Source organism: Barnesiella sp. B2-R-119, assembly GCF_023656675.1.
Classification (GTDB): domain Bacteria; phylum Bacteroidota; class Bacteroidia; order Bacteroidales; family Barnesiellaceae; genus Barnesiella; species Barnesiella intestinihominis.
Map to the genome: position 1 here is coordinate 277,528 of NZ_JAMOKL010000001.1, position 22,325 is coordinate 299,852.

Below are 22,325 nucleotides of genomic sequence, written 5' to 3' on the forward strand. Positions count from 1 at the left end.
ATGACTAAGAAAATTCTTATTACGGGCGCTAACGGACAGTTGGGACATGAAATGCGGAACGCATTGAAAGGGAACAACCGTTTTGAATGTATCTTTACCGATGTCGCCGAATTGGACATCTGCAATGCCGAAGCCGTAAAACAAACCATAGCCGACAACCACATCGACTATATCGTCAACTGTGCCGCCTATACTCAGGTAGACAAAGCGGAAGACAATGCCGAACTTTGCAAAAAAATCAATACCGATGCCGTCGAAAACCTTGCTCGCGCGGCTGCCGATTACGGAGCCCGCATGATTCATATCTCCACCGACTATGTTTTCAACGGAAGAGGTTACCGTCCTTATACCGAAGATGTGGTCCCTGACCCGCAATCGGTTTACGGTTCGACCAAACTGGAAGGCGAAAAAATATTGACCGACATCTGTCCCGAAAGCATTATCATTCGCACAGCATGGTTATACTCTCCTTACGGCAACAATTTTGTCAAAACCATGCTGCATTTAGGAGAAGAACGGGAGGAGTTATCGGTAGTCGCCGACCAGATAGGCACGCCCACTTGTGCCGCCGACCTCGCACAAGCAATCCTTGTCATACTGCAAGCGGATACATTCGTGCCGGGAACATACCATTTCTCCGACGAAGGGGCATGCAGTTGGTATGACTTCACAGTAACTATTCACAGGCTGGCCGGGATCACGACCTGTCGAGTGACACCAATACGAAGCGACGAATATCCCAGTAAGGCACACAGACCTTTTTACAGTGTCCTCGATAAAAGTAAAATTAAAAAAACATACGGGCTGACTATTCCTCACTGGTACGAAAGCCTGTCGAATTGCATAAAATTATTACAAGAAACCCATTAATAACGTGAGTACACTTACAGAAGAAATCAGTAAACGTAGAACATTCGCTATTATCAGCCACCCGGATGCAGGAAAAACGACACTAACCGAGAAACTGCTTCTTTTCGGAGGAGCTATTCACATTGCCGGAGCTGTAAAATCGAATAAAATCAAAAAGACCGCCACTTCGGACTGGATGGAGATAGAGAAGCAACGCGGTATCTCGGTCGCTACTTCGGTCATGGGATTCAATTACGGCGATTACAAGATAAATATTCTCGACACCCCGGGTCACCAAGACTTCGCCGAAGACACATACCGCACACTGACAGCAGTAGATAGCGTAATTATCGTAGTCGACGTTGCAAAAGGTGTTGAAACACAAACTCGCAAACTCATGGAGGTGTGCCGTATGCGCAATACACCGGTAATCGTGTTTGTCAACAAACTCGATCGTGAGGGTCGCGACCCGTTCGACATTCTGGACGAATTGGAAGCAGAGTTGAAAATAAACGTACGGCCCCTCAGTTGGCCTATCAACATCGGACAAAAGTTCAAAGGAGTTTACAATATCTACGAACAGAACCTAAACCTATTTACACCGAATAAACAAGTCGTCACCGAACGCATCGAATTAACCGATGTGAACAGTCCCGAATTGGAGACCTACATAGGAGAACAAGATGCCGAAAAGTTACGTGCCGACCTCGAATTGGTCGAAGGCGTCTATCCCGAATTTAACACGGAGGATTATTTAGCAGCCAAAATGGCTCCCGTATTTTTCGGCTCGGCGCTAAATATGTTCGGAGTAAAAGAATTGCTCGATTGCTTTGTGAAAATAGCACCTGCGCCCAAACCCATTCAAGCGGTAGAAAGAATCGTCCGACCCGAAGAGGAAAACTTCACAGGGTTCGTATTCAAGATACACGCCAACATGGATCCCAATCATCGCAGTTGTATTGCCTTCGTAAAAGTATGTTCGGGAAAATTCGAACGAAATGCCAATTACAAGCATGTGCGCAGTAACAAGATGATGCGCTTTTCGAGTCCCACGGCATTCATGGCACAGAAGAAATCGGTGGTCGACGAAGCTTATCCCGGCGACATCGTCGGGTTGCCCGATACAGGCAACTTCAAAATAGGCGATACGCTCACCTGTGGCGAAGAATTGCACTTCAAGGGGCTACCGAGTTTCTCGCCCGAAATGTTTAAATACATCGAAAACGATGATCCGATGAAGTCGAAACAATTGAACAAGGGTATAGATCAACTAATGGACGAAGGTGTAGCCCAATTATTCGTCAGTCAATTCAACGGCCGTAAAATCATCGGGACAGTAGGACAACTACAATTCGAAGTTATCCAATACCGATTGCTACACGAATATGGAGCGCAGTGCCGTTGGGAGCCCATTAGCCTTTACAAGGCTTGTTGGATAGAAAGCGACGACCCACAGGCTCTCGAAGCATTCAAAAAACGGAAACACCAGTTCATGAGTGTAGACCGCGATGGTCGCGATGTCTTCATGGCCGATTCGAACTATGTTCTGCAAATGGCTCAAACAGATTTTCCCAAGATAAAATTCCACTTCACAAGTGAATTCTAACCGGGCCTCTTCCTCTATATGGCTAACGCCCCACAAAGGAAGGGTTTAAAAGTAATCTACTTCTCCCCTATGGCACGTTGTGCCATAGGGGAGAAGCTGAAAAACAATAGTCCCGAAGAGAGGGGTTGATAATGCCCTCTTTCGTAAGACATGAAATATCGAGACCCTATCCTCGGTCGCCAACCAAAAAGAACAATTGCAACCTTATACCATCAGGGAATTTCAATACCCCATATTTGATTAGGTTCTATTCTCTTGAAATAGACAACCTTCTTTTTATTCATAGACGACAAGACCAACCGACCGTCCATATTCGTCCCTCGATAATAATTTAATGTAAATTCGGCAGGAGTATATACTCTCGAATCTTTATCGGGAACATACTCAAAACGTTGCTCCGACTCCAACCACATAGAATCTTTGACCAAATGTGTATCCCAAATCAATATCTTATTGACCGTTTTTGAATGAGGAGGAACTGTATCAAGCCTCCCGGAGCCACACAAAGTCCTATAATCGACAACCGCATAAGCATCCGTTTTATTCATCGTCACAATATCGACAGAATAAATACCCGATTTATCATATTCTTCCTCACAACCGAACAAGAAAAGAACAAAAGCAATAGCCGAATAAATAAAAGGCTTTTTCATTTCAACGTTGTTTTTCGATAGGTTAATCATATAAAATACAATCGATTTTTGCCTCCCTATTCCCCTCCGGCAGACGTTTAAAACTAAAAAAGCGTAGGGAACTTACCTGTTTACCTTACAAGAGGTACGACCAAGTAACCACGCAGAAATAAACAGCTCCCCCACGCCGACCGATATATACCTGCACTCCCGTGCGCATATATGGCAAGCATGAGCGTTTGCACTGCTTATCCTTCTGCTAAAAATTGGTCGTTTTCTTGTAAAGGATAAAACAAAACGCTTCAAAAAAATATGTCTGTCGAACAGACCAAACAGCCGAACGACTTGGCGAAGATAGTGTAAAGGGAAATTAAAAACAAGTTTTATATTGTGTTTTTATCTCCTAATTACATAAAGCCTATATGTATACGATACAGAGAAAATCCCACGGAACTAACCATACTTGAATGCTGACTATTGAACTCGATTACAAGAACAGTAAGAAAAAGTTAATAAAGTCATTTAATAAAAAAATCCCCGGAAAGAAATTCTTTCCGGGGATATATACTTGGAGAGTGTTTCAAAAATTTAATTTCTCTCTACTGCCAAGAAGGCTCTATTTCAATCAAAAACGATTAAATACCCAACTCTTTTTTAATCGCTTCGATTTTGGCATCGGCCGCTGCATTGGCTGCATCATAATCGGCATAGTTATCCATCTTGATACCACGCACTTCGATATAAAATTTGATTTTAGGTTCTGTACCAGAAGGACGAATAGAGACTTTGGAACCATCTGCCGAAAAATATTGCAAGACATTGGAAGTTACAGGCATATCGAGTTTCGATTTCGTACCATTCACCACATCGGTAGCTTCAAGCGATGCATAATCTTTTATAAGAATCACAGGAGAACCACCGAGTTCTTTCATAGGATTCTCACGGAAATTCTTCATCATGGCGACTATCTCCTCGGCTCCCGATTTCCCTTTACGAACGACCGAGATACCCTTTTCTTTGGAATATCCATATTTAATATAGATATCCTGCAACATTTGGTACATAGTCATACCTTTGTCTTTCGCCCAAGCGGCGATTTCGGCCATTAAAGAAATAGACGATACAGAGTCTTTGTCGCGAACGAAATCTTCGGGCAAAAATCCGTAGCTTTCTTCTCCGCCACCTATGTAGCGGGCTTTGCCTTCGTTCTCACGAATAACAGAAGCAATCCATTTGAAGCCTGTATAGCAATCGTACATTTTGAATCCGTTCTGCTCGGCGATCGTCTTGATAGTCTCGGTCGTCACAATAGTCTTAACGATATATTCGTTACCTTTCAGCAGCCCTAATTCTTTATTACGGGTCATCAGGTAATTGAGGAATATCATCACAATCTGATTACCATTCACCAAAACGAATTCACCTTTATCGTTACGCACAGCGATACCGATACGATCGGCATCGGGATCAGAAGCCATGACCAACTCGGCATCGGTTTCAATGGCTTTCTTAATAGCCATATCGAGAGCCGCAGGTTCTTCGGGATTGGGAGAAACGACAGTCGGAAAATCTCCACTTACAACATCTTGTTCGGGAACGTGAATGATGTTGGTGAATCCGAAGTTTTTCAACGAAGCAGGAATCAACTTCACACCCGTACCATGTATAGGCGTGTATACGATTTTCATATCGTGATGATGAGCAATGGCCTCGGGACTAAGCGATAGAGTCTTAATACGGTCGAGATACCGACGATCTATTTCCTCTCCGATAATCTCGATCAGCTCTGCATTTCCCCGGAACTTCACATCTTTCACCGAAGTGATTTTATTTACTTCGTCTATGGTATTCTTATCGTGAGGTGCTATCATCTGTGCCCCGTCGTTCCAATAAGCCTTATATCCATTGTATTCTTTGGGATTATGCGATGCTGTAAGTATCACTCCACTCTGACACCCCAACTCTCGAATGGCAAAAGAAACTTCGGGAGTAGGACGCAAAGCATCGAACAAATATACTTTAATACCATTCGCCGAAAAAACATCGGCAGCGACCTCGGCAAATTTGCGGCTGTTGTTCCGGCAATCGTGACCGATAGCAACCTTTATCTGGGGCAGGTCGGCAAAGGCCTTTTTCAAATAATTGGACAATCCCTGAGTAGCAGCTCCCACCGTATAGATATTCATACGATTCGTTCCGGCTCCCATAATTCCACGCAGACCACCCGTACCAAATTCGAGATCCTTATAAAACGCCTCTATCAAATCGGTCTTATCTTCGTTATCGAGCATGGCACGCACAGCGGCCTTTGTTTCTTCGTCATAGCCATCGCCCAACCATATTTGAGCTTTGGCGGTCACCTGTTTCAATAAATCTTCATTTCCCATATCGTAAAGAATTCAATAGTTAATTATCTTCTGTCACAAATTTAGTTATTTCAACGAGACCACCACACTATTTAAGCAAAAGTTTCTCATTAATTTAACATTCAGTAATCCAAGAGCTACCTCACTCCCCCAAACAATTCCCGACAAGACTCAATACTTCGGAGGCGTTTCGAGAAAGCGATCGCCCGTCTGCCGCACGATTTCTTCATAGTACTCTTGGGAATATCCGGGGAAAAGTGGAGAATCGGGCAATCCATAACCATTATCCTTGAATTTTCCATTTTCTTCTTGCTTTACATTTCCATCGAGGAATTTCACCATAAGATACTCACCTAACTTCTTCCAACGAGCGGTCGAGGCTTCGGCGGCATCGCAACTATATTGCGTGAGGTAGGCAATAGCCTCTTGGGGAGAGGTCGCATACAACTCGACAGCAGCCTTATCGACCGCCGGCTGACGGAGATTCAACGAGGTTTCGACAGCCGACTGGACTTTGCGAATATCTCCTATCATAGGCTCATAACGAGCATAAGCCATATTCGCCACCCAATTATGAATCCAAAAAGCCGAGGTCCATGAGAAATCATACATCGATCCATTCTCCGGACTAAAACATTCGGGAACCTGTGTAATACCACAATACATCGGAATATAAACACATGTATTGGCATCATCGACTCCGAACCAAAGTACACCACCGACAGGATCGGGCAACCAATTCCGCATTTGTCCGACTAACGTAAATCCGGTCTGCTGCGTGGCAATGGCTCGTTCCATGCAGTAGGATTTGCCATCTACCTCGAATGACATGGGGCGGAAACGATAAGGGACTTTGAATGGCCCAGCCCCTACATCTTGCGTCATATCGAAAGGCGTATCTTCGAAATGGTCACGCATAGCCTCTTTCATATCTTGTACAGATAACTTTCGCGAGGGTTTAACATAAAGCGGAAACGGTTCAGCCGATTCTCCATTGACATAGGGCAAATAATTGTCCATCGAACTATCGTACTTACGGAAGAAAGACCACACCCGAGCATCGCAAGCTCTCAAAGCTCCGAAATCGGCGGGTAAATAGGCTCGCGCAAAACTGAAATCTTTATTCAGCCCATCAAAATACCCCATCTCCCGAGCAAAAGAAATCACATCGGGAGAGTACAGGCAATTCTCTTTATCGTCCATAGGAATCTTGTGAATACGAGGATAGTTGGCATGACCGGCGATACAATCGTCAGGAATACGAACCGCCACCCAAACGGCTCCCCGGCGTCCGGGGCCCTTGCCGATCAAGTCCAAAATCCATGCTTCGTTGGGATCGGCAATCGTGAACGATTCTCCACTACTATAATATCCGTATTTTTTTACAAGTCCGGTCATTACCTTTATAGCTTCGCGTGCGGTTTTCGCCCGTTCAAGTGCAAGTTGCATCAACGAGCCATAATCGATAATACCTGTCGTATCGACCAATTCGGGACGACCACCCCATGTCGATTCCACAACAGTAAGCTGATGTTCGTTCATATTGCCTATCACGGCGTAGGTATGTTCTACCTGTTCTATTTCTCCCAATGGTTTATTCGTATCCCACTCTACAATCGAACGCATAGAGCCCTTTGGCCAATCGGCAGCAGGAGAAGAAGTCAAAGCTCCGTACAAAGTATGAGAGTCTGCCGAATAAGTAACCAATACACTACCATCGACAGTAGCCTGCTTCCCGGCAATCAATCCCGTACAAGCCCACACGTGGACAAAAAATCCTACCGTAAAAAAAACTAAAATCGCAATTTTCTTCATATCAAATAATTTTTATTTACCACACAAAAGAGTTCGTATAAGACTGCTCGTTGCCACACATATCGTAAACCACAACGTGCAACGTATGCTCGCTACCTTTTTTTACCCTGTTACTTTCGAGACGATATGAAATTCTACCTGTCTTCCCGTCTAATTCGAACAAAACAAATTTCCCGTCGATCTCTCCCCGATAACTTTTCAAACCACTTTGGTCATCGCTTATTTTCAAAATGACTTTTTCCCGAGTCGACCATTTGTCTGGTGCAATCGGAAGTATCGTCGGAGGCAATGTATCTACCGAAACGGCATAAGACCCGAACTCCGTAATTTTAGCCTTATACCAACCATTTGCATACTCCCCGCAAACCGGATAGGATCTATCATCGTCCAAACGAACCAAATAATATTGCCTTTTATCTGACAATTTATCCTCGGTCAACCGTACAGAAATTTCGGCAGCTTTATGCAAAGGGGGTACAGAAGGTGCAATAATGTGAATATCGGAACAATATTTTTTCGAAGGAATCTTTCTTCTCGTAAAATCGAGATTTTCATACAAAGCTCCGGCCGGCACAAAAATGCCAAAATCGTCTTTTTTATAGAGATTATCTACTGCATAAGAGAAATATATCCCCTCTTTTTTAGGGAGTGGAGGTTCCTGCAATTTTCCAATCAATGAAAATTCGACAGAGGAACTATTCCCGTCATAATCGGTCAAAACATACCGACAACGATAGGCTCGCTCCTCATCGACATGAAGAATGCCTCTATTTTCTACTTGTTTATAAATAGACTTCAACCGATTACCCGGTGCAATATAAGTGCGCATAATCACTCCTTCTTCGGCAAAGCTATTAATATAACGAGTCTCGTCAAACGAATAACGATAGATATAGGTCGAAAAAAACAGGCTGTCATCGATATACAAATCGACTTGATGGACTCCATATTTATTCGTCGTACCCGTCATTCGATCATACGCCTCGATACCAAACGATACATCGCCCCATACCGGAACCGACTCCCCTATCGAGTAAGAACCGGCCGAAGCGCGCACCGCTTTTCTTTCCATGCGACGAGTCGTATTTCCCATCACCCCTTCATGCGTATAAAAAACGAGGTTACGAACTTCGGGAGCTACATCGTCTGTGATTAAAGGAGACAACCATTCCTGAGGATCCATCGGGTCTTGCGTATCGGTATCCCGTATATCCAAATGCAAATGAGGACCGCCAGACGATCCCGAATTCCCGCTATATCCGATTATATTGCCTTGTGCGACAGGGATTTCACCTTCGGCAAATTCACAATCGATAGAAAAATCCTCTTGCTCATACTGCTGACGGCGAACAATTTCATCGATAAAAGGCGCAAACCGGTCCAAATGTCCGTAAACCGTAGTCAAACCCGACGAGTGATTGATATACACAGCTCTGCCAAATCCCCACGGAGAAACAACGACCCGAGAAACATAACCGTCGTCCATAGCATATACTGGCAATCCGATACGTCCTTGTGTCTTCAAATCAATCCCCGAATGGAAATGATTCGGTCGTAATTCTCCGAAATTAGCACTCATCAATAACGGAATTTTCAAAGGCGATATCATCTCACCTCTACTCACCGTTAAAATTAAAAAAGAAAATATCCCTAAAAATATAGGACGTAAATACATAATATTCCTCATTCTTTTCTATAACATGCAAATAATATAAAAGATCAGGCTTGAAATTGCCGGAACACAACTTATCTGTATCCCCATCTTCGCATAATGCAAAGATAACGCAAGCAGGGGCAATATGAAAATTTAAACAAGTTCTTATCCATACAATTTTCTATTTTTTATAGTTCGAAAAAATTTGAATGTAACTATAAGGGTTATACATTCTTTTTGTGTCATAATAATAAACAAAATTCAAAAAGCTCAAAACCATGAAAAAAGTCTCACTTTTATCTATTTTCATCTTTCTTGTTCTAGATCCTATATTTGCCGTTACTTATGATAATTTATATGTAGTAGGCAATGCTTGTTCGGCCGGTTGGAATCCAGACGGAGCACTCGTCATGGTTCAAGAAAGTGAAAATACTTTTACGTGGAGCGGCCCATTAAAAAAAGACAACGGGAATCAAGAACGATTTAAATTACTCACAGCACGGTCTTGGACAACCTCACTGACTTGTAACTTGGAAAAAGCAGGCCATCAAATAATTACTTCGGGCGGAGAGTATGATTTATACATAAAATTAGAAACCGACGGTAAACCGGATAACGCTTTCCAAGTAGCGGAAACCGGAATATATACGATAGAAGTGAATACATCGTCCATGAAGATGAAATGCACCAAAATCGCCGATTATGAAGATCCCAATCTTGTATTTACCAAAGAAACATTCCATTCAACCTCGGAAGGGTTGCTAAATTACAGGAAATTGGAACCACCAACCATAGAAAAGGGTAAACAGTATCCCTTAGTTATTTTCCTGCATGGTGCGGGAGAGAGAGGCTCAGACAATGAAAGTCAACTGAGATACGGTTCCGAAATGTTCACAAATCCCCAAAACCGAAAGGATTATCCTGCATTCGTACTATTCCCACAATGTCCTCCGTCCAATTTTTGGCCATTCGAGTCACAACCGGCCTCCTATGATGCTACAACTTTCCCAATCGATTATCCAACCTCCACACCGACCAAACTGGTAAAAGAACTTATCGATTCTTACCTTCAAATGGAAGAAATCGATAAAGACCGTATATATATCCTCGGCATTTCGATGGGTGGCATGGGTACATTCGATATAGCCTGCCGGTATCCCGAGACTTTCGCCGCAGCTATACCCATTTGCGGCGGAGTGAATGTAGAAAGACTAGACAACAAGGTAAAAAACATATATTGGCGACTTTTCCACGGCGACGCAGACGGAGTCGTTCCCGTAAACAATTCCCGCCAAGCCTACCAGAAACTTACAAATATCAAAGCTGACGCAGAATATATAGAAGTTCCCGGTGCAAGCCATTTCGTATGGGACGAGGTTTTTAAAAGAGAAGACTTTTTATCTTGGATATTCGCCAAAAAACGTCAATCGACAGGAGGAAGCGATGTTGAAACGAGTAAAACCGATACATCTTTACGATGTTATTGTTATAAACAAATGTTGTATATCGACACGAACGATCAAACGCCACTAAAAGCCAATGTATATACGACATCAGGTGCGCTAGTTCATTCATCTTGCTACAACAGGTCTTCTATCGTTTCACCTCTCACCTCATTGAAACCGGGGATTTATATTATAGAGATTCTTCAAGGAGAGAAGCGATACCATTCGAAAATTTCGTTATAAACTTCCCTGCCAAAAAAACTTCTTCTTACATACAATAAACGAAGTCCGACCGATATAGATTCATTATCGACCGGACTGTTTTACACGAATCTAACGCAACTAATTATCGCCCGGTAGCCTGCAAATAGGCTGTAAGTTTCTGTTGGTAAGCCGTACATGCCTCGGCGTACTGATCATGGCTTTGCTGCATAAGCGACTGAGCATCGAGCAAATCGGACAGAGAGACTGTCCCCGCCTTATAATAATCGTTATTGAGACGAAGATTTTCGGTAGAAGATTCTATGGATTTCTCGGAAAGAAGCACTTGCTGATAGGCTTCCTGTAAATCGTTCCATTTGACTTCTATCTCAACCAACATCATTTCCCGGGAATCCTGCCGGGTATTTTCGGCTTGCTGTTTTTTTATTTTTTCCCGTTTAATGGCGTGCGAACCTCCCCACCATGAAGAAATAGGAACCGACACACTGGCAAAAATCATTCCGAAATCGGTATCTTTTTCCATCAAATCATGATAAATATACCCGGCTCCTACCCCCACAGAAGGAAGATTTTCTCCTCGCTTCATGCGCAGTTGCAATTTAGCAGCCTCTACACTCTTATCGAGCAGTTTACTTTCGGCACGATTTTCAAGTCCCGTCTCGGGGGCAACATAATAGTCCAACGGAGATACAGCCGAAGGAAAATCATCGAAAGCAATATCGAATTCACTCTTATCGACACCTATAAGTTGGCACAATAGCATCTTTGTCACTGACAAACCATTCTCTACTTTTAATCGATTCGCCATAATGTCTTGCTGTTGCAACTCCACTCTTAACAAATCGTTTCGTGTAGTAAGCCCCGCATCAACCGCTGCTTTTACATCTTTATATATTCCTTTGAGTTGAGTTTCCAACGTCTCCAACGTACGCAACTTCTCTTTTAGTGCGACAATCTGCCAATAATATTGATTAACAGAGGCTTCTACCTGATCTTCTGTAAGAGAAAGCTGATATTTACTCACTTGTTTTCCTATATTTGCCAACTTATTCCCATTGACAATGCGACCACCCATAAATACAGGTTGAACCAAAGTCACCCCTGCCGTCTTCCCTTTCTTCAACATCTCCATAGATAAAGGCGGTATTCCCGGAACCGGCAGTGCCATATCCATCTGAGCCATTCCTTCACTGGCCTTGAAAATCGCACCTACCGCCGACACATTCGGAAAGTAATTGGTAAAAGCCTCTTTGGAAGTTTGTTTGGCAGCCTCGACTTCAAACCGGCTGTTTTTCATTTTTGCACTATTTTCCAATGCCAATGTTCTACATTCTTCGAGTGTATAAAGTTTCTGCGCATTTGAAGATACCACGCTTAACATCAAACATAGCGCAGGATATATAATTCGATTTCTCATAATTGTTCTTTCTTTCAATGATTTATACTTTTGCGATCGGCTCTGCTGAATATTAACCAATAGGCTACGGGTAATATCGTTACAGTCAGTACCATAGAAACAATAGTCCCGAAAAACACTACCGAACCCATAGGGGACCACAACGGACTACCGCCAAGAATCATAGGAATAACTCCCATCGATGCAGCAGCAGAAGTAAGAAAAATAGGGCGCATTCTACGCTTCGCTGAGTGCAAAGCGGCTTCCCTAACCGTCAAACCTTCTTTTTCCCTTAGCTCATCGGCATAGTCGAGCATAATAATGCCGTTACGTACAAGGATACCCATCAAGCTCACAATACCCAATACGGCTGTCACACTCACATCGAGTCCCATTACCCAAATGCCGAGAGCCGCACCCAATAGACACAATGAAATGGAGCCCAAAACAAGCAACGCCATATTGATTCGGCGGAAATGAAACAGCAAAATAAAGAATATAACAACAATGGAAATAAACAGACCGCTCAATATCATATCCAACATCTCATTGTCTGTCTCCTCACTACCACCGACTTCAAAATCAACCCCATCGGGCAAATCGATTTTTTCAATCGCCTTTACGATCTCCTTAGTCAACGCAGCCGCATTGAACCCCTCCTTTACATCGGATTGTATCGAAATAGACGGTATACCGTTACGATGCGCGATTTGGGCATCGTGCCAGTCAGGCTCAATGTCGGCAATCTGCCTTACCGGGACAGAAACCGTACCCCCCCATGCCGATACATATTGATTGCCCACATCTTCATACGAAGGTTCTATGTTGCCACCGTCTTTCAAGACTACATCGATAGGATAATCTCCGTCCCATACGGTAGTTACCGGCAACCCATTCCCCAAATGCATGGACAAACCGGTCGATAACAATGCCTTGTCAATACCCAATCGGCTCATCTCGTCGTCTTTCAATCGCAACGATACTCCGGGAAGTTGCCCTTCCCAATTATCATGAACCAGCGAAAGTCCATCAAATTCGGACATTACCGACTTTACCTTATCGGCCGCCAAGCGCAAACTATCCCGATTATTCCCTTTCACTCTCATCTCAATCGGATAGGCTGCTTCGGAATATTCGAGTTGTTTAAACCGGACTCTGACATTCGGGAAGTAATTGAGATATTTGTCCTTGTATTCGGCAATCATCTCTTCCGTAGCTTTATTACCAATGGTATTGACAATAAATTGGGCATAATTAGAACCCGGCATTTGAGGAGCATAACTAGTATGGAAACGAGGAGAACCGTCACCTTTAAACGAAGCTACCGAAACAACTCGACTATCTTGCCGAAGTATGGACTCCAAACTATCCGCCACAGCGGCTGTCTGTTCGAGTGCCGTACCAAAAGGCATATATATTTCCACCGCAAATTGATTACGCTCGGCAAACGGCATTAACTTCATCGGTAATGATAAAAATATAACAACACCAGCAACAATAGAAAGAAGTCCCACCCCCATCGTCCGAATCGGATGAGCAAAGCACTTAACAATCAATTTGTCGTAAGAAGATTGAAGAATCGTCAAGAACGAACGACGTTGCTTTTTCTCCTCTTTGGGCTGTTTTCTAAACCCCGTATGAATAAAATGATATTGTATGTAAGGAACTAGCAAAACAGCTACCAGCAAGGATAAAAACAAAATAATAGTTATCGCCCACGGGAAGGATTGCAAAAAATCGTTGATCATTCCCTGCGAGGTTATCAAAAACGGGAAAAACGTGATACTAATCGCCAATGTAGCCGAGAGGATCGATTTAAAGAACTCTTTTGCACTTTCTATCGCAGCAGTCCAACGGTCTATTCCGCTATCCAATTTTTCCATATAACAATCGATAATCACTATGGAGTTATCGACAATCATACCCAATGTAGCAATCAACGCCGCCAAAGTCACCGTATTCAATTCCAATCCACAAGCATAAAATACCAACAGGGACAGAAAAATAGTAATAGGAATCGTCGATGCAGCCACCGAAGCGACCCTCAAAGGCATTAACAGCATAACTACAATAATAACCGCAATAATAGCGATCAACAACTCTCTGAGGAAAGTCGTCACTGAATCTCCCACCACCTGTGATTGGTCGGTAATACGAAATATAGAAACATCATCGGGTAATTCCTTCTCATATTCTTCCAATACCTTATTGACCTCCTCACCCATTTGAACGATATTGTTCCCCTCGCGCATCTCCATAGAGAGGACCAAACATTTCGTTCCGTTGTTCGTAATGTAAGAATCCGGCTCGGAATATTCCCGCACGACACGCGCCACATCTTTTAGACGTATAGCATGCCCCTGCGGATCGCTAAAAATTATTTGATCAGCCACATCATTCACACAATCATATGCCTCGGATATGTGAATGGGGGCCACAAACTTGCTATTATCAACCGCCCCGCTCATCGTCGTAAAACCTTGCGCTAACAACTTTGTTGCCAATGTCGTGTTACCGATAGCATATCGGGCTAGTTTCGCAGGGTCGAGATAAACGCTTATCTGTTCTTTCTGCACACCGAATGTTCGTAAATTACTTACCGCATCAATGCTCCTTAATCGGTCTTTAAGTTCGTCGAGATAATTTTCCAGCTCCCGATAGGTCTTATCTTTCGATTCGATCGTTATCAACATGGCTGACGTATCGCCGAAGTCATCGTTAGTAACCAATGCCAATACCCCGGTCGGCAACTCGGATTTAAAAGCCGCAGCCCTATGTTTGAATTTAGCCCAAAATTCATCTTTATCGGTTATGTCGTCGTTCAACTCGACAAAAACGATCGCCATGCCATCTCGACTGAGTGAATGGGTCTTAGACTTTTTTACTTCTTTAAACTCAAAAATAAAATCTTCAAGCGGTTTAGTCACCTGCTCTTCCACCTCGTCGGAAGTGGCTCCCGGATAAACGGCTATCACTACTCCCTGACGCACTGTAAAAACAGGGAATTCCTGTTTGGGCATCTTTATCAAAGCATATATACCCAAGAAAAACATCAATGAAACAATCAGAATGACAATCTGACGATATTTCATCGCAGCTTCTATAATACCACCTTTTGTTTTCATTGTTCCGATACTTTCATATTTTCACTCACTTTCGACGCACCCTCGACAATCACCTTATCACCGACTGCCAAACCAGAAGAAATAATGACACCATTCCCCGACAAAGCGCCAACCGATACGGTCTGTTTCACCGCTACCCCGTCGCAGCAAAGCCAAACGAAGTGATCGCCATTATAATCTACCTGTACGACAGAATTGGGAATCACTATCTGCGAATTGTTCCGACTTCCCATGTTAACCACGCACACCATACCCGGCAACAACTCTCCCTGCCGGTTTTCTATCCTTGCAAGCGCCTTATAAGTGTGTGCCAGAGGATCGGCAGCAATTCCTTTTTCCGTAATCTTTCCAGAGAAAGATTTACCACCCAAAGCAGCTACTGTAACCGTTACATCGGCTCCCATCTTCACATCGGCAACTTCATTCTCAGGAACAGAAATATTCACATTCACCCAATCGATCTTCATCAGTTTAAATGCCGGTACACCCGGAAGCACAGTACTCCCCGTATCTATACTTTTCTGAGCTATTATCCCCGAATATGGAGCTCGCAACTCGACATCTTTCAAATTTTTCTTGGCTATTTGCTCCATACTACGAGCCTGTTGCAAAGAACTTTGAACCTCTACCCACTTAATTTCGGGTAAACTTCCGCTCTTATGCAGTTGCTCCATACGAGCATAAGCATCCTCGGCTTGTTTCAAAGTAGACAATGCCGCATCATAAGTGCTTTGTAACGTAGTCTCGTCCAATCGAGCCAACAGCTCGCCTCGCTCTACCCGTTGACCTTCTTTTACATATATACACTCTACATACCCCGGGACTTGAAAACTCAACGAGGAAGAAGATTCGCCCTCAATTTCTCCTATATAACTGCGAGTATAGACTCCTTCTCGAAGAGACACCGTCCATGTCTTCACCGGAATCTCCCTGACAGCTCGTTCTTCCTTACTCGAAGACGTACATCCTATACTCGTCATCGACCATACTGCCAAAAACAAATAAGCAAATGATTTACCATTCCTTTTCATACTTTTCTCCATTAAATTTTGATACAAAGATGACGCAAAGCCCTCCATCGACAAAGTCCTCTTTTTCACAGTTGATGTTCTAAAAGTCGTATTTAAATAATATTCACAGCTAAAATTCTAAGTTATTTAGTTACATTTGGGCAAAATATCGTATTTATGGATAAAAAAGGCATCGAAAGTTTCACTCTTGCCCAACTTTCGAAATTGATAAAAAGAAATAATCCCACGGGATTAGATGATGACTTCATCATTATCGGAGAAAATTTACCGAACACCGAATTGTTCAAATATCCTTGTCGAGTTGATGCTCTGGTAGCTGTAATATGTTTAGAAGGAGAACTAATATGCAATATTAATTTAAAGGAATATCGCATCACTACCAACATGATGATTATAAACACTCCTGAAAATATTATACAGGTAAAAGATATAGGCAATTGTAAATTCTACGGGATAGCCGTTGCAAGCGCTTTCTTCGAACAATCCTTCCTAGACGCACGAGACATGATTCCTCTATACATGCAAATACAAAAAGAATCTTGCTTTCATTTATCTAATGAAGATACTGATATTTTTTGTCGGTTTATCTCTCTCATGCAGCTCATTTGCCACACACAAGATACACCCAAGAAGACTGCAACGCTCCTAAGACTCGGTTCTGCTCTTGCGTATAAAATTCATGACAAGATACTTACCCATGATTCACCCTCCAAAAATGACGTTAAAATGAGTCGACAGGAAATCTTTTTCGGAAAATTCATCACCCTACTCACCCAATATCACACACAAGAACGAAGCGTTACTTTTTATGCAGAAAAATTGTGTATCACACCCAAATATTTTTCGACTCTGATAAAGAAACAAACAGGAAAATCAGCGGCTCAATGGATCGATGATTATGTAATACTCGAAGCCAAAAATCTTCTGAAATTTTCGGGCATGAGTATACAGGAAATCGCCTATCATTTAAATTTTTCGACTCAATCGTTTTTCGGGAAATATTTTAAGCACCAAACCGGACTCTCCCCTAGCGAATATAGATCGAGCGAATAAATTTTTTTCATACACCCACCGAGAAATTACTTTGCTTTTTGGAAAGAATTACCTATCGATTTTATAATTTATCCCCGCACGTCGCGCCTGTGAATGCTGGAATTCCCGACGAATACGATATACCTTCCCTCCTTTACGCAATCGGGCTCCGGTTTGGTGAAAGCTAAACGGGATATCGGCTGCTATACATTGTCGGCGTATATCCAACACCCAATCATAATCGCAAACCCTCGCATCCATACCCGACTCTCCTCCGACCGACACTTCCTCTATATCGTCATCGAGATAGCCAGACAAATCCAACGCTCCTAACAAGGGAGCACAAAACAATAGTTTATGCCGTATAGGCAACGAACGAAAAAGAGGCAACCGATAATTCGCCTTGTCTTGATTTTCTACGGTACAAGCAATAGCGACATGGTCATAACCATCGCCCCAATCACTGGGCAAAGATACTCTGAAACGGTCTATACGTTTCGTCGGAATTAGAAACGATAGATCACAGCGTTCCCTAATTATAGCCCATGCTTCGGCTCTCCATTCATCGGCTTCTTCAAGAAAAAAATCGGAAGTAAAACACGTATATACCATTTCACCCGAGGGTATACGAAAATCACCGTTACGTTTACGACGCAAAGGTAAATCGAAAGCTGCCGTACGTGTCACGACGCTACTATCCTTATCATATCGGCTATCTTGCCTATATACATAACAATGCCTACACCCTTCACTTATTTTATGACAACCATGCCACAAATTCCACGAAACCGACATACTCACACTCCCTATTTTTTTGCAAAGGCAGTCTCTGTCATACAGAAAATTACCACAATTATACCAAGACACAACCCTGCATTTTATGCAAAGATAGCGAAAGGTGAGCGCAGAGACAAACGGAATTCCTGTTTCCAATTCGACCATGCCGAACCGCATCCTATTTTCGTAGTTACAAAGACATAAAAAATGGAGGAGGTATGTCATGATAACAGACATACCTCCTCCATTTTTTATTCAATCGTGTAATTACGATAAGAATCCAAGTAGAACACCGGCAGCCACGGCCGAGCCTATAACACCGGCTACATTGGGTCCCATAGCGTGCATCAACAGATAGTTTGTCGAATCGTATTCAAGACCAATATTGTTGGAAATACGCGCCGACATAGGTACAGCCGATACACCTGCATTACCGATAAGCGGATTAATCTTCTTGCTCTTGGGCAATACAAGGTTAAATATCTTGACAAACAATACACCCGAAGCAGAAGCTATGATAAATGCCATGAAACCTAAGGCGAAAATACCGAGTGTACTGGGTGTTAAAAACTCGGATGCTTGCGTAGATGCTCCCACGGTCATACCTAACAGAATAGTCACAATGTCGCACAAAGGACCACTCGCCGTCTTAGCCAAACGAGAGGTAACACCGCTTTCACGAAGTAAATTACCAAAGAACAACATACCCAACAACGGTAGACCCGAAGGCACTAAGAAGCAGGTAAGTAGTAACCCAATAATGGGAAACATAATTTTCTCATTCTGAGAAACCGCACGCGCCGGTTTCATACGAATAACCCGTTCTTTCTTCGTTGTAAGCAACCTCATGATAGGAGGCTGTATAACCGGAACTAAGGCCATATAAGAATATGCCGAAACCGCAATGGCCCCCATAAGATTCGGCGCCAGTTTCGATGAAAGGAATATAGCCGTAGGACCATCGGCTCCACCGATAATGGCGATTGCACCAGCTTGATCGGGAGCAAAACCAATAGCCAAAGCAACCATATAAGCCCCGAAAATACCAAACTGGGCAGCCGCACCTACTAACATCAATTTAGGATTAGCGATAAGCGACGAGAAATCGGTCATTGCTCCAATACCTAAAAAGACCAACGGCGGATACCAACCGGCACTCACTCCCTGATAAAGGATATTAAGTACCGAGCCTTCTTCATAAATACCAACTTCGAGACCAGCATCGATTTTGAAAGGAATGTTCCCGATGAGAATACCGAAACCGATGGGCACAAGCAACATTGGCTCGAAATTTTTCTTTATTGCCAAATAGATAAAGAACAATCCGACCAATATCATGGCCAAATGAGGGAGTGTACAATTGGCAAAACCTGTATATTCCCAAAATTGAACCAAATTATCTCCTAAGAAATCTATAAATCCCATAGCCTTATTCTATTATAATAAGTTCGGTTCCTTCGAGTACCGAATCACCTTTATTTACTTTGATGGCTGTAACTTTACCACTCTTGATAGCATTGATATTATTTTCCATCTTCATAGCTTCAAGAATAAGCACAGTCTGTCCCACATTCACCGTATCGCCAATTTTTACTAAAATATCATTGACAACACCGGGCAGCGGCGATTTTACAGCATCTGCACCAGAACTTACAGACGTGGGTTTGGAAATAACAGGTTCTCCCGTAGCCGTACGAGGAGCCGAAGAGGGTTTAGGTGCACTCACTTTTACAGGTGCAGCTTCTTCCATCTCGACATTATAAACAGTACCGTTAACCTCGACATGGGCTATGTTTTTTTCTATCTCTCCAACGGAAACTTTGTAAAGATTTCCATTGATTTTATACTTATATTCTTTCATAAGATTTTAATCGTTATTTTGAGAATTACTTTTTATTGGGAACTTCCCTCAAAGAATAAATTTTAGAGTTCCACGGCGAATACGCTTTCTTCACTTTGTTTATGGTTAGTATAGTATCTTCCACATCGTGTACTTCGAGATGTTGATATAAAGCCATAGCAATAGCGGCATACACTTCGCCCGATTCACGACCAAGACCTTTTTCCTTAGCCTCTTCCTTATCGGATATTCCGTGAACCCGCATAGCATTACGCTTTTTAACAAACACCGTTATTTGACCAATCAAGCGGAACATCAAATAAAGCAGTAACAATCCGGAAAATACAATAGCCATCGCCATAATAGCCATGCCTACACCAAAAGGATCATGTTCCGAAAACATTTCGATCTTTTCATTCGAGTCGAGCGTAACGTTATTCGTACTTGGAGTCACATACCCCGATGTCTCATCACCGCCTTTGATGATCCACTGCCCTACACCATCTTCGATACGAGCATAGGAGTGATCGGCAGGAATACCGGCAGGAACTGTCACCGAGTCTATCAGATCTTTTCCATTAGCATCATAAAGCCCAATCCAATTATCCTTATCGGGATCCAATTTAAAATTCACATGAAAAGTCCCTCTATTGGGCATATCATCTGCCCAAAACAGCAAATGCTGACGAGGAGGCATTTCTGTAAGTACATCGCCTTTGGGAATAGGATACTTTTTGGGATTATTCCTATCGTTTGTCAAATAGCAACTGCGTATATCGACAGTACCGAAGGTCGTATTAAATATCTCTATCCAAGCCGATTGACAACCGTAATCGTCCTGATAATTCGTCTCGTTCGTAACCAAGACTTCATTAATACGCAATCCTTTGCGGCCCTGTGCCCACACCGAAGACATCGTAAAAACGGCGAACAGGAATACCCCTAAGATTTTTTTATTCATCGCTTATATACTTTAATGTATTACAAAGGAATATTTCCGTGCTTTTTAGCCGGATTTGTTAACTTCTTAGTCTGTAATTGCTGTAATGCACGTATAATACGGAAACGGGTATTACGAGGCTCGATAACGTCGTCGATATATCCATACTTGGCCGCATTATAAGGATTAGCGAACAACTTGGTATACTCGGCTTCTTTCTCGGCCATAAATTTAGCTGGATCCTCAGCTTCTTTGGCTTCTTTGGCATAAAGAACTTCCACGGCTCCGGCCCCACCCATAACGGCGATTTCGGCAGTAGGCCATGCGTAGTTCATATCACCCCGTAATTGCTTACAGCTCATCACGATGTGCGAACCGCCATACGATTTACGCAACGTGATAGTCACCTTAGGCACAGTAGCTTCACCATAAGCATAAAGCAATTTGGCTCCATGCAGGATCACACCATTGTATTCTTGTCCGGTTCCCGGCAAGAAACCCGGTACATCGACCAAACTTACAATAGGAATATTGAATGCATCGCAGAAACGCACGAAACGAGCAGCCTTGCGGGAAGCATTACTGTCGAGAACACCGGCCAAATATTTAGGCTGGTTAGCGACAATACCGACAGATTGTCCATTGAAGCGGGCAAAACCGATGATGATATTTTTAGCATAATCTCGCTGTATTTCCAAAAATTCACCATTATCGATAATAGCACCGATTACTTCGTACATATCGTACGGACGATTAGGGCTATCAGGAATAATTTCGTTGAGAGAATCCTCTAAACGATCGATAGGATCATTACAAGGAACCAAAGGAGCTTCCTCCAAGTTGTTCTGCGGTATATAGCTGATGAGTTTACGAATAATAGACAGAGCTTCTTCTCCATTCTCGGCAGCAAAATGAGCTACACCCGATTTAGCAGAATGAACTTCGGCTCCACCCAAAGCCTCTTGTGTAACATCTTCACCTGTAACGGTCTTTACCACTTTCGGCCCGGTCAAAAACATATACGAAATACCCTTCGCCATGATCGTGAAATCGGTCAAAGCAGGAGAATATACCGCACCACCGGCGCACGGACCCAATATAGCTGAAATCTGAGGTATAACTCCAGAAGCCATGATATTACGTTGGAAAATCTCGGCATAACCGGCCAAAGCATTGATACCTTCTTGAATACGAGCTCCACCCGAGTCGTTCAAACCGATACAAGGCGCCCCCATTTTCATGGCCATATCCATGACTTTGCAAATTTTCAAAGCCATTGTCTCGGACAAAGAACCACCGAACACAGTAAAATCCTGAGCGAAAACATAAACAAGGCGACCCTCTATCGTACCATAACCTGTAACGACACCGTCGCCTAAAAATGATTTTTTCTCTTGTCCGAAATTGGTACATCTGTGTTTCACAAACATATCCAATTCTTCAAAACTGCCTTCATCAAGGAGTTGCGCAATACGTTCACGAGCCGTATACTTGCCTTTCTCGTGTTGCTTATCGATAGCTTTCTGTCCACCGCCCAAGCGAGCCTGAGCGCGTAGTTCTATCAGCTCTTGTACCTTTTCAAGTTGATTGCTCAT

The 22,325-nt window shown here is 43.0% G+C and carries 16 protein-coding genes; 4 read left to right on the forward strand and 12 right to left on the reverse strand.

From position 1 onward, the window contains the following. Together rfbD and NBH06_RS01065 are read left to right on the forward strand one after the other, a co-directional pair. A complete protein-coding gene (gene rfbD / locus NBH06_RS01060; protein ID WP_250792359.1) occupies positions 1-870 on the forward strand; it encodes a dTDP-4-dehydrorhamnose reductase in 870 nt (289 codons plus the stop codon). Between the two features lie 4 nt (positions 871-874). After that, positions 875-2,455, forward strand: a complete 1,581-nt coding sequence (locus NBH06_RS01065; protein WP_118687448.1) for a peptide chain release factor 3 — start codon at positions 875-877, stop codon at positions 2,453-2,455. Between the two features lie 212 nt (positions 2,456-2,667). On the opposite strand, the gene NBH06_RS01070 is transcribed toward NBH06_RS01065, so the two are convergent. The 4 genes from NBH06_RS01070 to NBH06_RS01085 all read right to left on the reverse strand — a co-directional run bounded on the left by NBH06_RS01070 (position 2,668) and on the right by NBH06_RS01085 (position 8,847). Beyond that, a complete protein-coding gene (locus NBH06_RS01070; protein ID WP_008860888.1) occupies positions 2,668-3,108 on the reverse strand; it encodes a hypothetical protein in 441 nt (146 codons plus the stop codon). Between the two features lie 614 nt (positions 3,109-3,722). After that, complete coding sequence (locus tag NBH06_RS01075) at positions 3,723-5,474, reverse strand: phospho-sugar mutase (RefSeq protein ID WP_155012259.1); 1,752 nt, start codon at positions 5,472-5,474, stop codon at positions 3,723-3,725. 150 nt (positions 5,475-5,624) lie between these two features. Continuing rightward, a complete protein-coding gene (locus NBH06_RS01080) occupies positions 5,625-7,268 on the reverse strand; it encodes a dipeptidase (protein WP_195633170.1) in 1,644 nt (547 codons plus the stop codon). A gap of 16 nt (positions 7,269-7,284) precedes the next feature. Further along, the gene (locus NBH06_RS01085; RefSeq protein WP_157260315.1) at positions 7,285-8,847 is read right to left on the reverse strand and encodes a M23 family metallopeptidase; all 1,563 of its coding nucleotides are present in this window, start codon (positions 8,845-8,847) and stop codon (positions 7,285-7,287) included. Positions 8,848-9,200: 353 nt separating this feature from the next. Here NBH06_RS01085 and NBH06_RS01090 point away from each other — a divergent pair, with 353 nt between their 5' ends. Further along, complete coding sequence (locus NBH06_RS01090) at positions 9,201-10,610, forward strand: prolyl oligopeptidase family serine peptidase (protein WP_250792361.1); 1,410 nt, start codon at positions 9,201-9,203, stop codon at positions 10,608-10,610. Between the two features lie 103 nt (positions 10,611-10,713). Here the strand turns inward: NBH06_RS01090 and NBH06_RS01095 are convergent, their stop codons facing one another. From NBH06_RS01095 to NBH06_RS01105, 3 genes are read right to left on the reverse strand one after another with little or no spacing between them, the layout of a single operon-like run. Then, positions 10,714-12,006 carry a TolC family protein gene (locus NBH06_RS01095; RefSeq protein ID WP_250792364.1) on the reverse strand — a complete coding sequence of 431 codons (1,293 nt, stop codon included), beginning with the start codon at positions 12,004-12,006 and terminating at the stop codon, positions 10,714-10,716. 14 nt (positions 12,007-12,020) lie between these two features. Then, positions 12,021-15,110 (reverse strand): efflux RND transporter permease subunit, encoded by a 3,090-nt coding sequence (locus tag NBH06_RS01100; RefSeq protein ID WP_250792365.1) that lies wholly within the window; start codon positions 15,108-15,110, stop codon positions 12,021-12,023. Beyond that, positions 15,107-16,141, reverse strand: a complete 1,035-nt coding sequence (locus NBH06_RS01105) for an efflux RND transporter periplasmic adaptor subunit (RefSeq protein ID WP_250792367.1) — start codon at positions 16,139-16,141, stop codon at positions 15,107-15,109. Before NBH06_RS01105 ends, NBH06_RS01100 begins: the two co-directional genes overlap by 4 nt. A 156-nt stretch (positions 16,142-16,297) precedes the next feature. On the opposite strand from NBH06_RS01105, the gene NBH06_RS01110 reads away from it, so the two are divergent. After that, positions 16,298-17,194: a helix-turn-helix domain-containing protein gene (locus NBH06_RS01110; protein WP_250792369.1), complete on the forward strand. Its 897-nt coding sequence runs from the start codon at positions 16,298-16,300 to the stop codon at positions 17,192-17,194. A gap of 48 nt (positions 17,195-17,242) precedes the next feature. Here the strand turns inward: NBH06_RS01110 and NBH06_RS01115 are convergent, their stop codons facing one another. The 5 genes from NBH06_RS01115 to NBH06_RS01135 all read right to left on the reverse strand — a co-directional run bounded on the left by NBH06_RS01115 (position 17,243) and on the right by NBH06_RS01135 (position 22,325). Then, complete coding sequence (locus tag NBH06_RS01115; RefSeq protein ID WP_250792763.1) at positions 17,243-17,968, reverse strand: DUF5131 family protein; 726 nt, start codon at positions 17,966-17,968, stop codon at positions 17,243-17,245. A 249-nt stretch (positions 17,969-18,217) separates the two neighbouring features. Beyond that, the gene (locus NBH06_RS01120; protein ID WP_021892103.1) at positions 18,218-19,375 is read right to left on the reverse strand and encodes a sodium ion-translocating decarboxylase subunit beta; all 1,158 of its coding nucleotides are present in this window, start codon (positions 19,373-19,375) and stop codon (positions 18,218-18,220) included. A gap of 4 nt (positions 19,376-19,379) precedes the next feature. Continuing rightward, on the reverse strand, positions 19,380-19,811 hold the full coding sequence (locus tag NBH06_RS01125) for an acetyl-CoA carboxylase biotin carboxyl carrier protein (RefSeq protein ID WP_021892102.1): 432 nt from the start codon (positions 19,809-19,811) through the stop codon (positions 19,380-19,382). A 25-nt stretch (positions 19,812-19,836) separates the two neighbouring features. Further along, on the reverse strand, positions 19,837-20,751 hold the full coding sequence (locus NBH06_RS01130) for an OadG family transporter subunit (RefSeq protein ID WP_008860901.1): 915 nt from the start codon (positions 20,749-20,751) through the stop codon (positions 19,837-19,839). Between the two features lie 20 nt (positions 20,752-20,771). Next, a complete protein-coding gene (locus tag NBH06_RS01135) occupies positions 20,772-22,325 on the reverse strand; it encodes an acyl-CoA carboxylase subunit beta (RefSeq protein ID WP_195342485.1) in 1,554 nt (517 codons plus the stop codon).

What these genes read in the sequence shown, in the direction of transcription:
- NBH06_RS01105 (WP_250792367.1), bottom strand. Translation starts at nt 16,141, where the DNA reads ATGAAAAGGAATGGTAAATCATTTGCTTATTTGTTTTTGGCAGTATGG.
- NBH06_RS01110 (WP_250792369.1), top strand. Translation starts at nt 16,298, where the DNA reads ATGGATAAAAAAGGCATCGAAAGTTTCACTCTTGCCCAACTTTCGAAA.
- NBH06_RS01095 (WP_250792364.1), bottom strand. Translation starts at nt 12,006, where the DNA reads ATGAGAAATCGAATTATATATCCTGCGCTATGTTTGATGTTAAGCGTG.
- NBH06_RS01115 (WP_250792763.1), bottom strand. Translation starts at nt 17,968, where the DNA reads ATGTCGGTTTCGTGGAATTTGTGGCATGGTTGTCATAAAATAAGTGAA.
- NBH06_RS01085 (WP_157260315.1), bottom strand. Translation starts at nt 8,847, where the DNA reads ATGAGTGCTAATTTCGGAGAATTACGACCGAATCATTTCCATTCGGGG.
- NBH06_RS01090 (WP_250792361.1), top strand. Translation starts at nt 9,201, where the DNA reads ATGAAAAAAGTCTCACTTTTATCTATTTTCATCTTTCTTGTTCTAGAT.
- NBH06_RS01130 (WP_008860901.1), bottom strand. Translation starts at nt 20,751, where the DNA reads ATGAATAAAAAAATCTTAGGGGTATTCCTGTTCGCCGTTTTTACGATG.
- rfbD (WP_250792359.1), top strand. Translation starts at nt 1, where the DNA reads ATGACTAAGAAAATTCTTATTACGGGCGCTAACGGACAGTTGGGACAT.
- NBH06_RS01100 (WP_250792365.1), bottom strand. Translation starts at nt 15,110, where the DNA reads ATGAAAACAAAAGGTGGTATTATAGAAGCTGCGATGAAATATCGTCAG.
- NBH06_RS01125 (WP_021892102.1), bottom strand. Translation starts at nt 19,811, where the DNA reads ATGAAAGAATATAAGTATAAAATCAATGGAAATCTTTACAAAGTTTCC.
- NBH06_RS01135 (WP_195342485.1), bottom strand. Translation starts at nt 22,325, where the DNA reads ATGAGCAATCAACTTGAAAAGGTACAAGAGCTGATAGAACTACGCGCT.
- NBH06_RS01070 (WP_008860888.1), bottom strand. Translation starts at nt 3,108, where the DNA reads ATGAAAAAGCCTTTTATTTATTCGGCTATTGCTTTTGTTCTTTTCTTG.
- NBH06_RS01120 (WP_021892103.1), bottom strand. Translation starts at nt 19,375, where the DNA reads ATGGGATTTATAGATTTCTTAGGAGATAATTTGGTTCAATTTTGGGAA.
- NBH06_RS01075 (WP_155012259.1), bottom strand. Translation starts at nt 5,474, where the DNA reads ATGGGAAATGAAGATTTATTGAAACAGGTGACCGCCAAAGCTCAAATA.
- NBH06_RS01080 (WP_195633170.1), bottom strand. Translation starts at nt 7,268, where the DNA reads ATGAAGAAAATTGCGATTTTAGTTTTTTTTACGGTAGGATTTTTTGTC.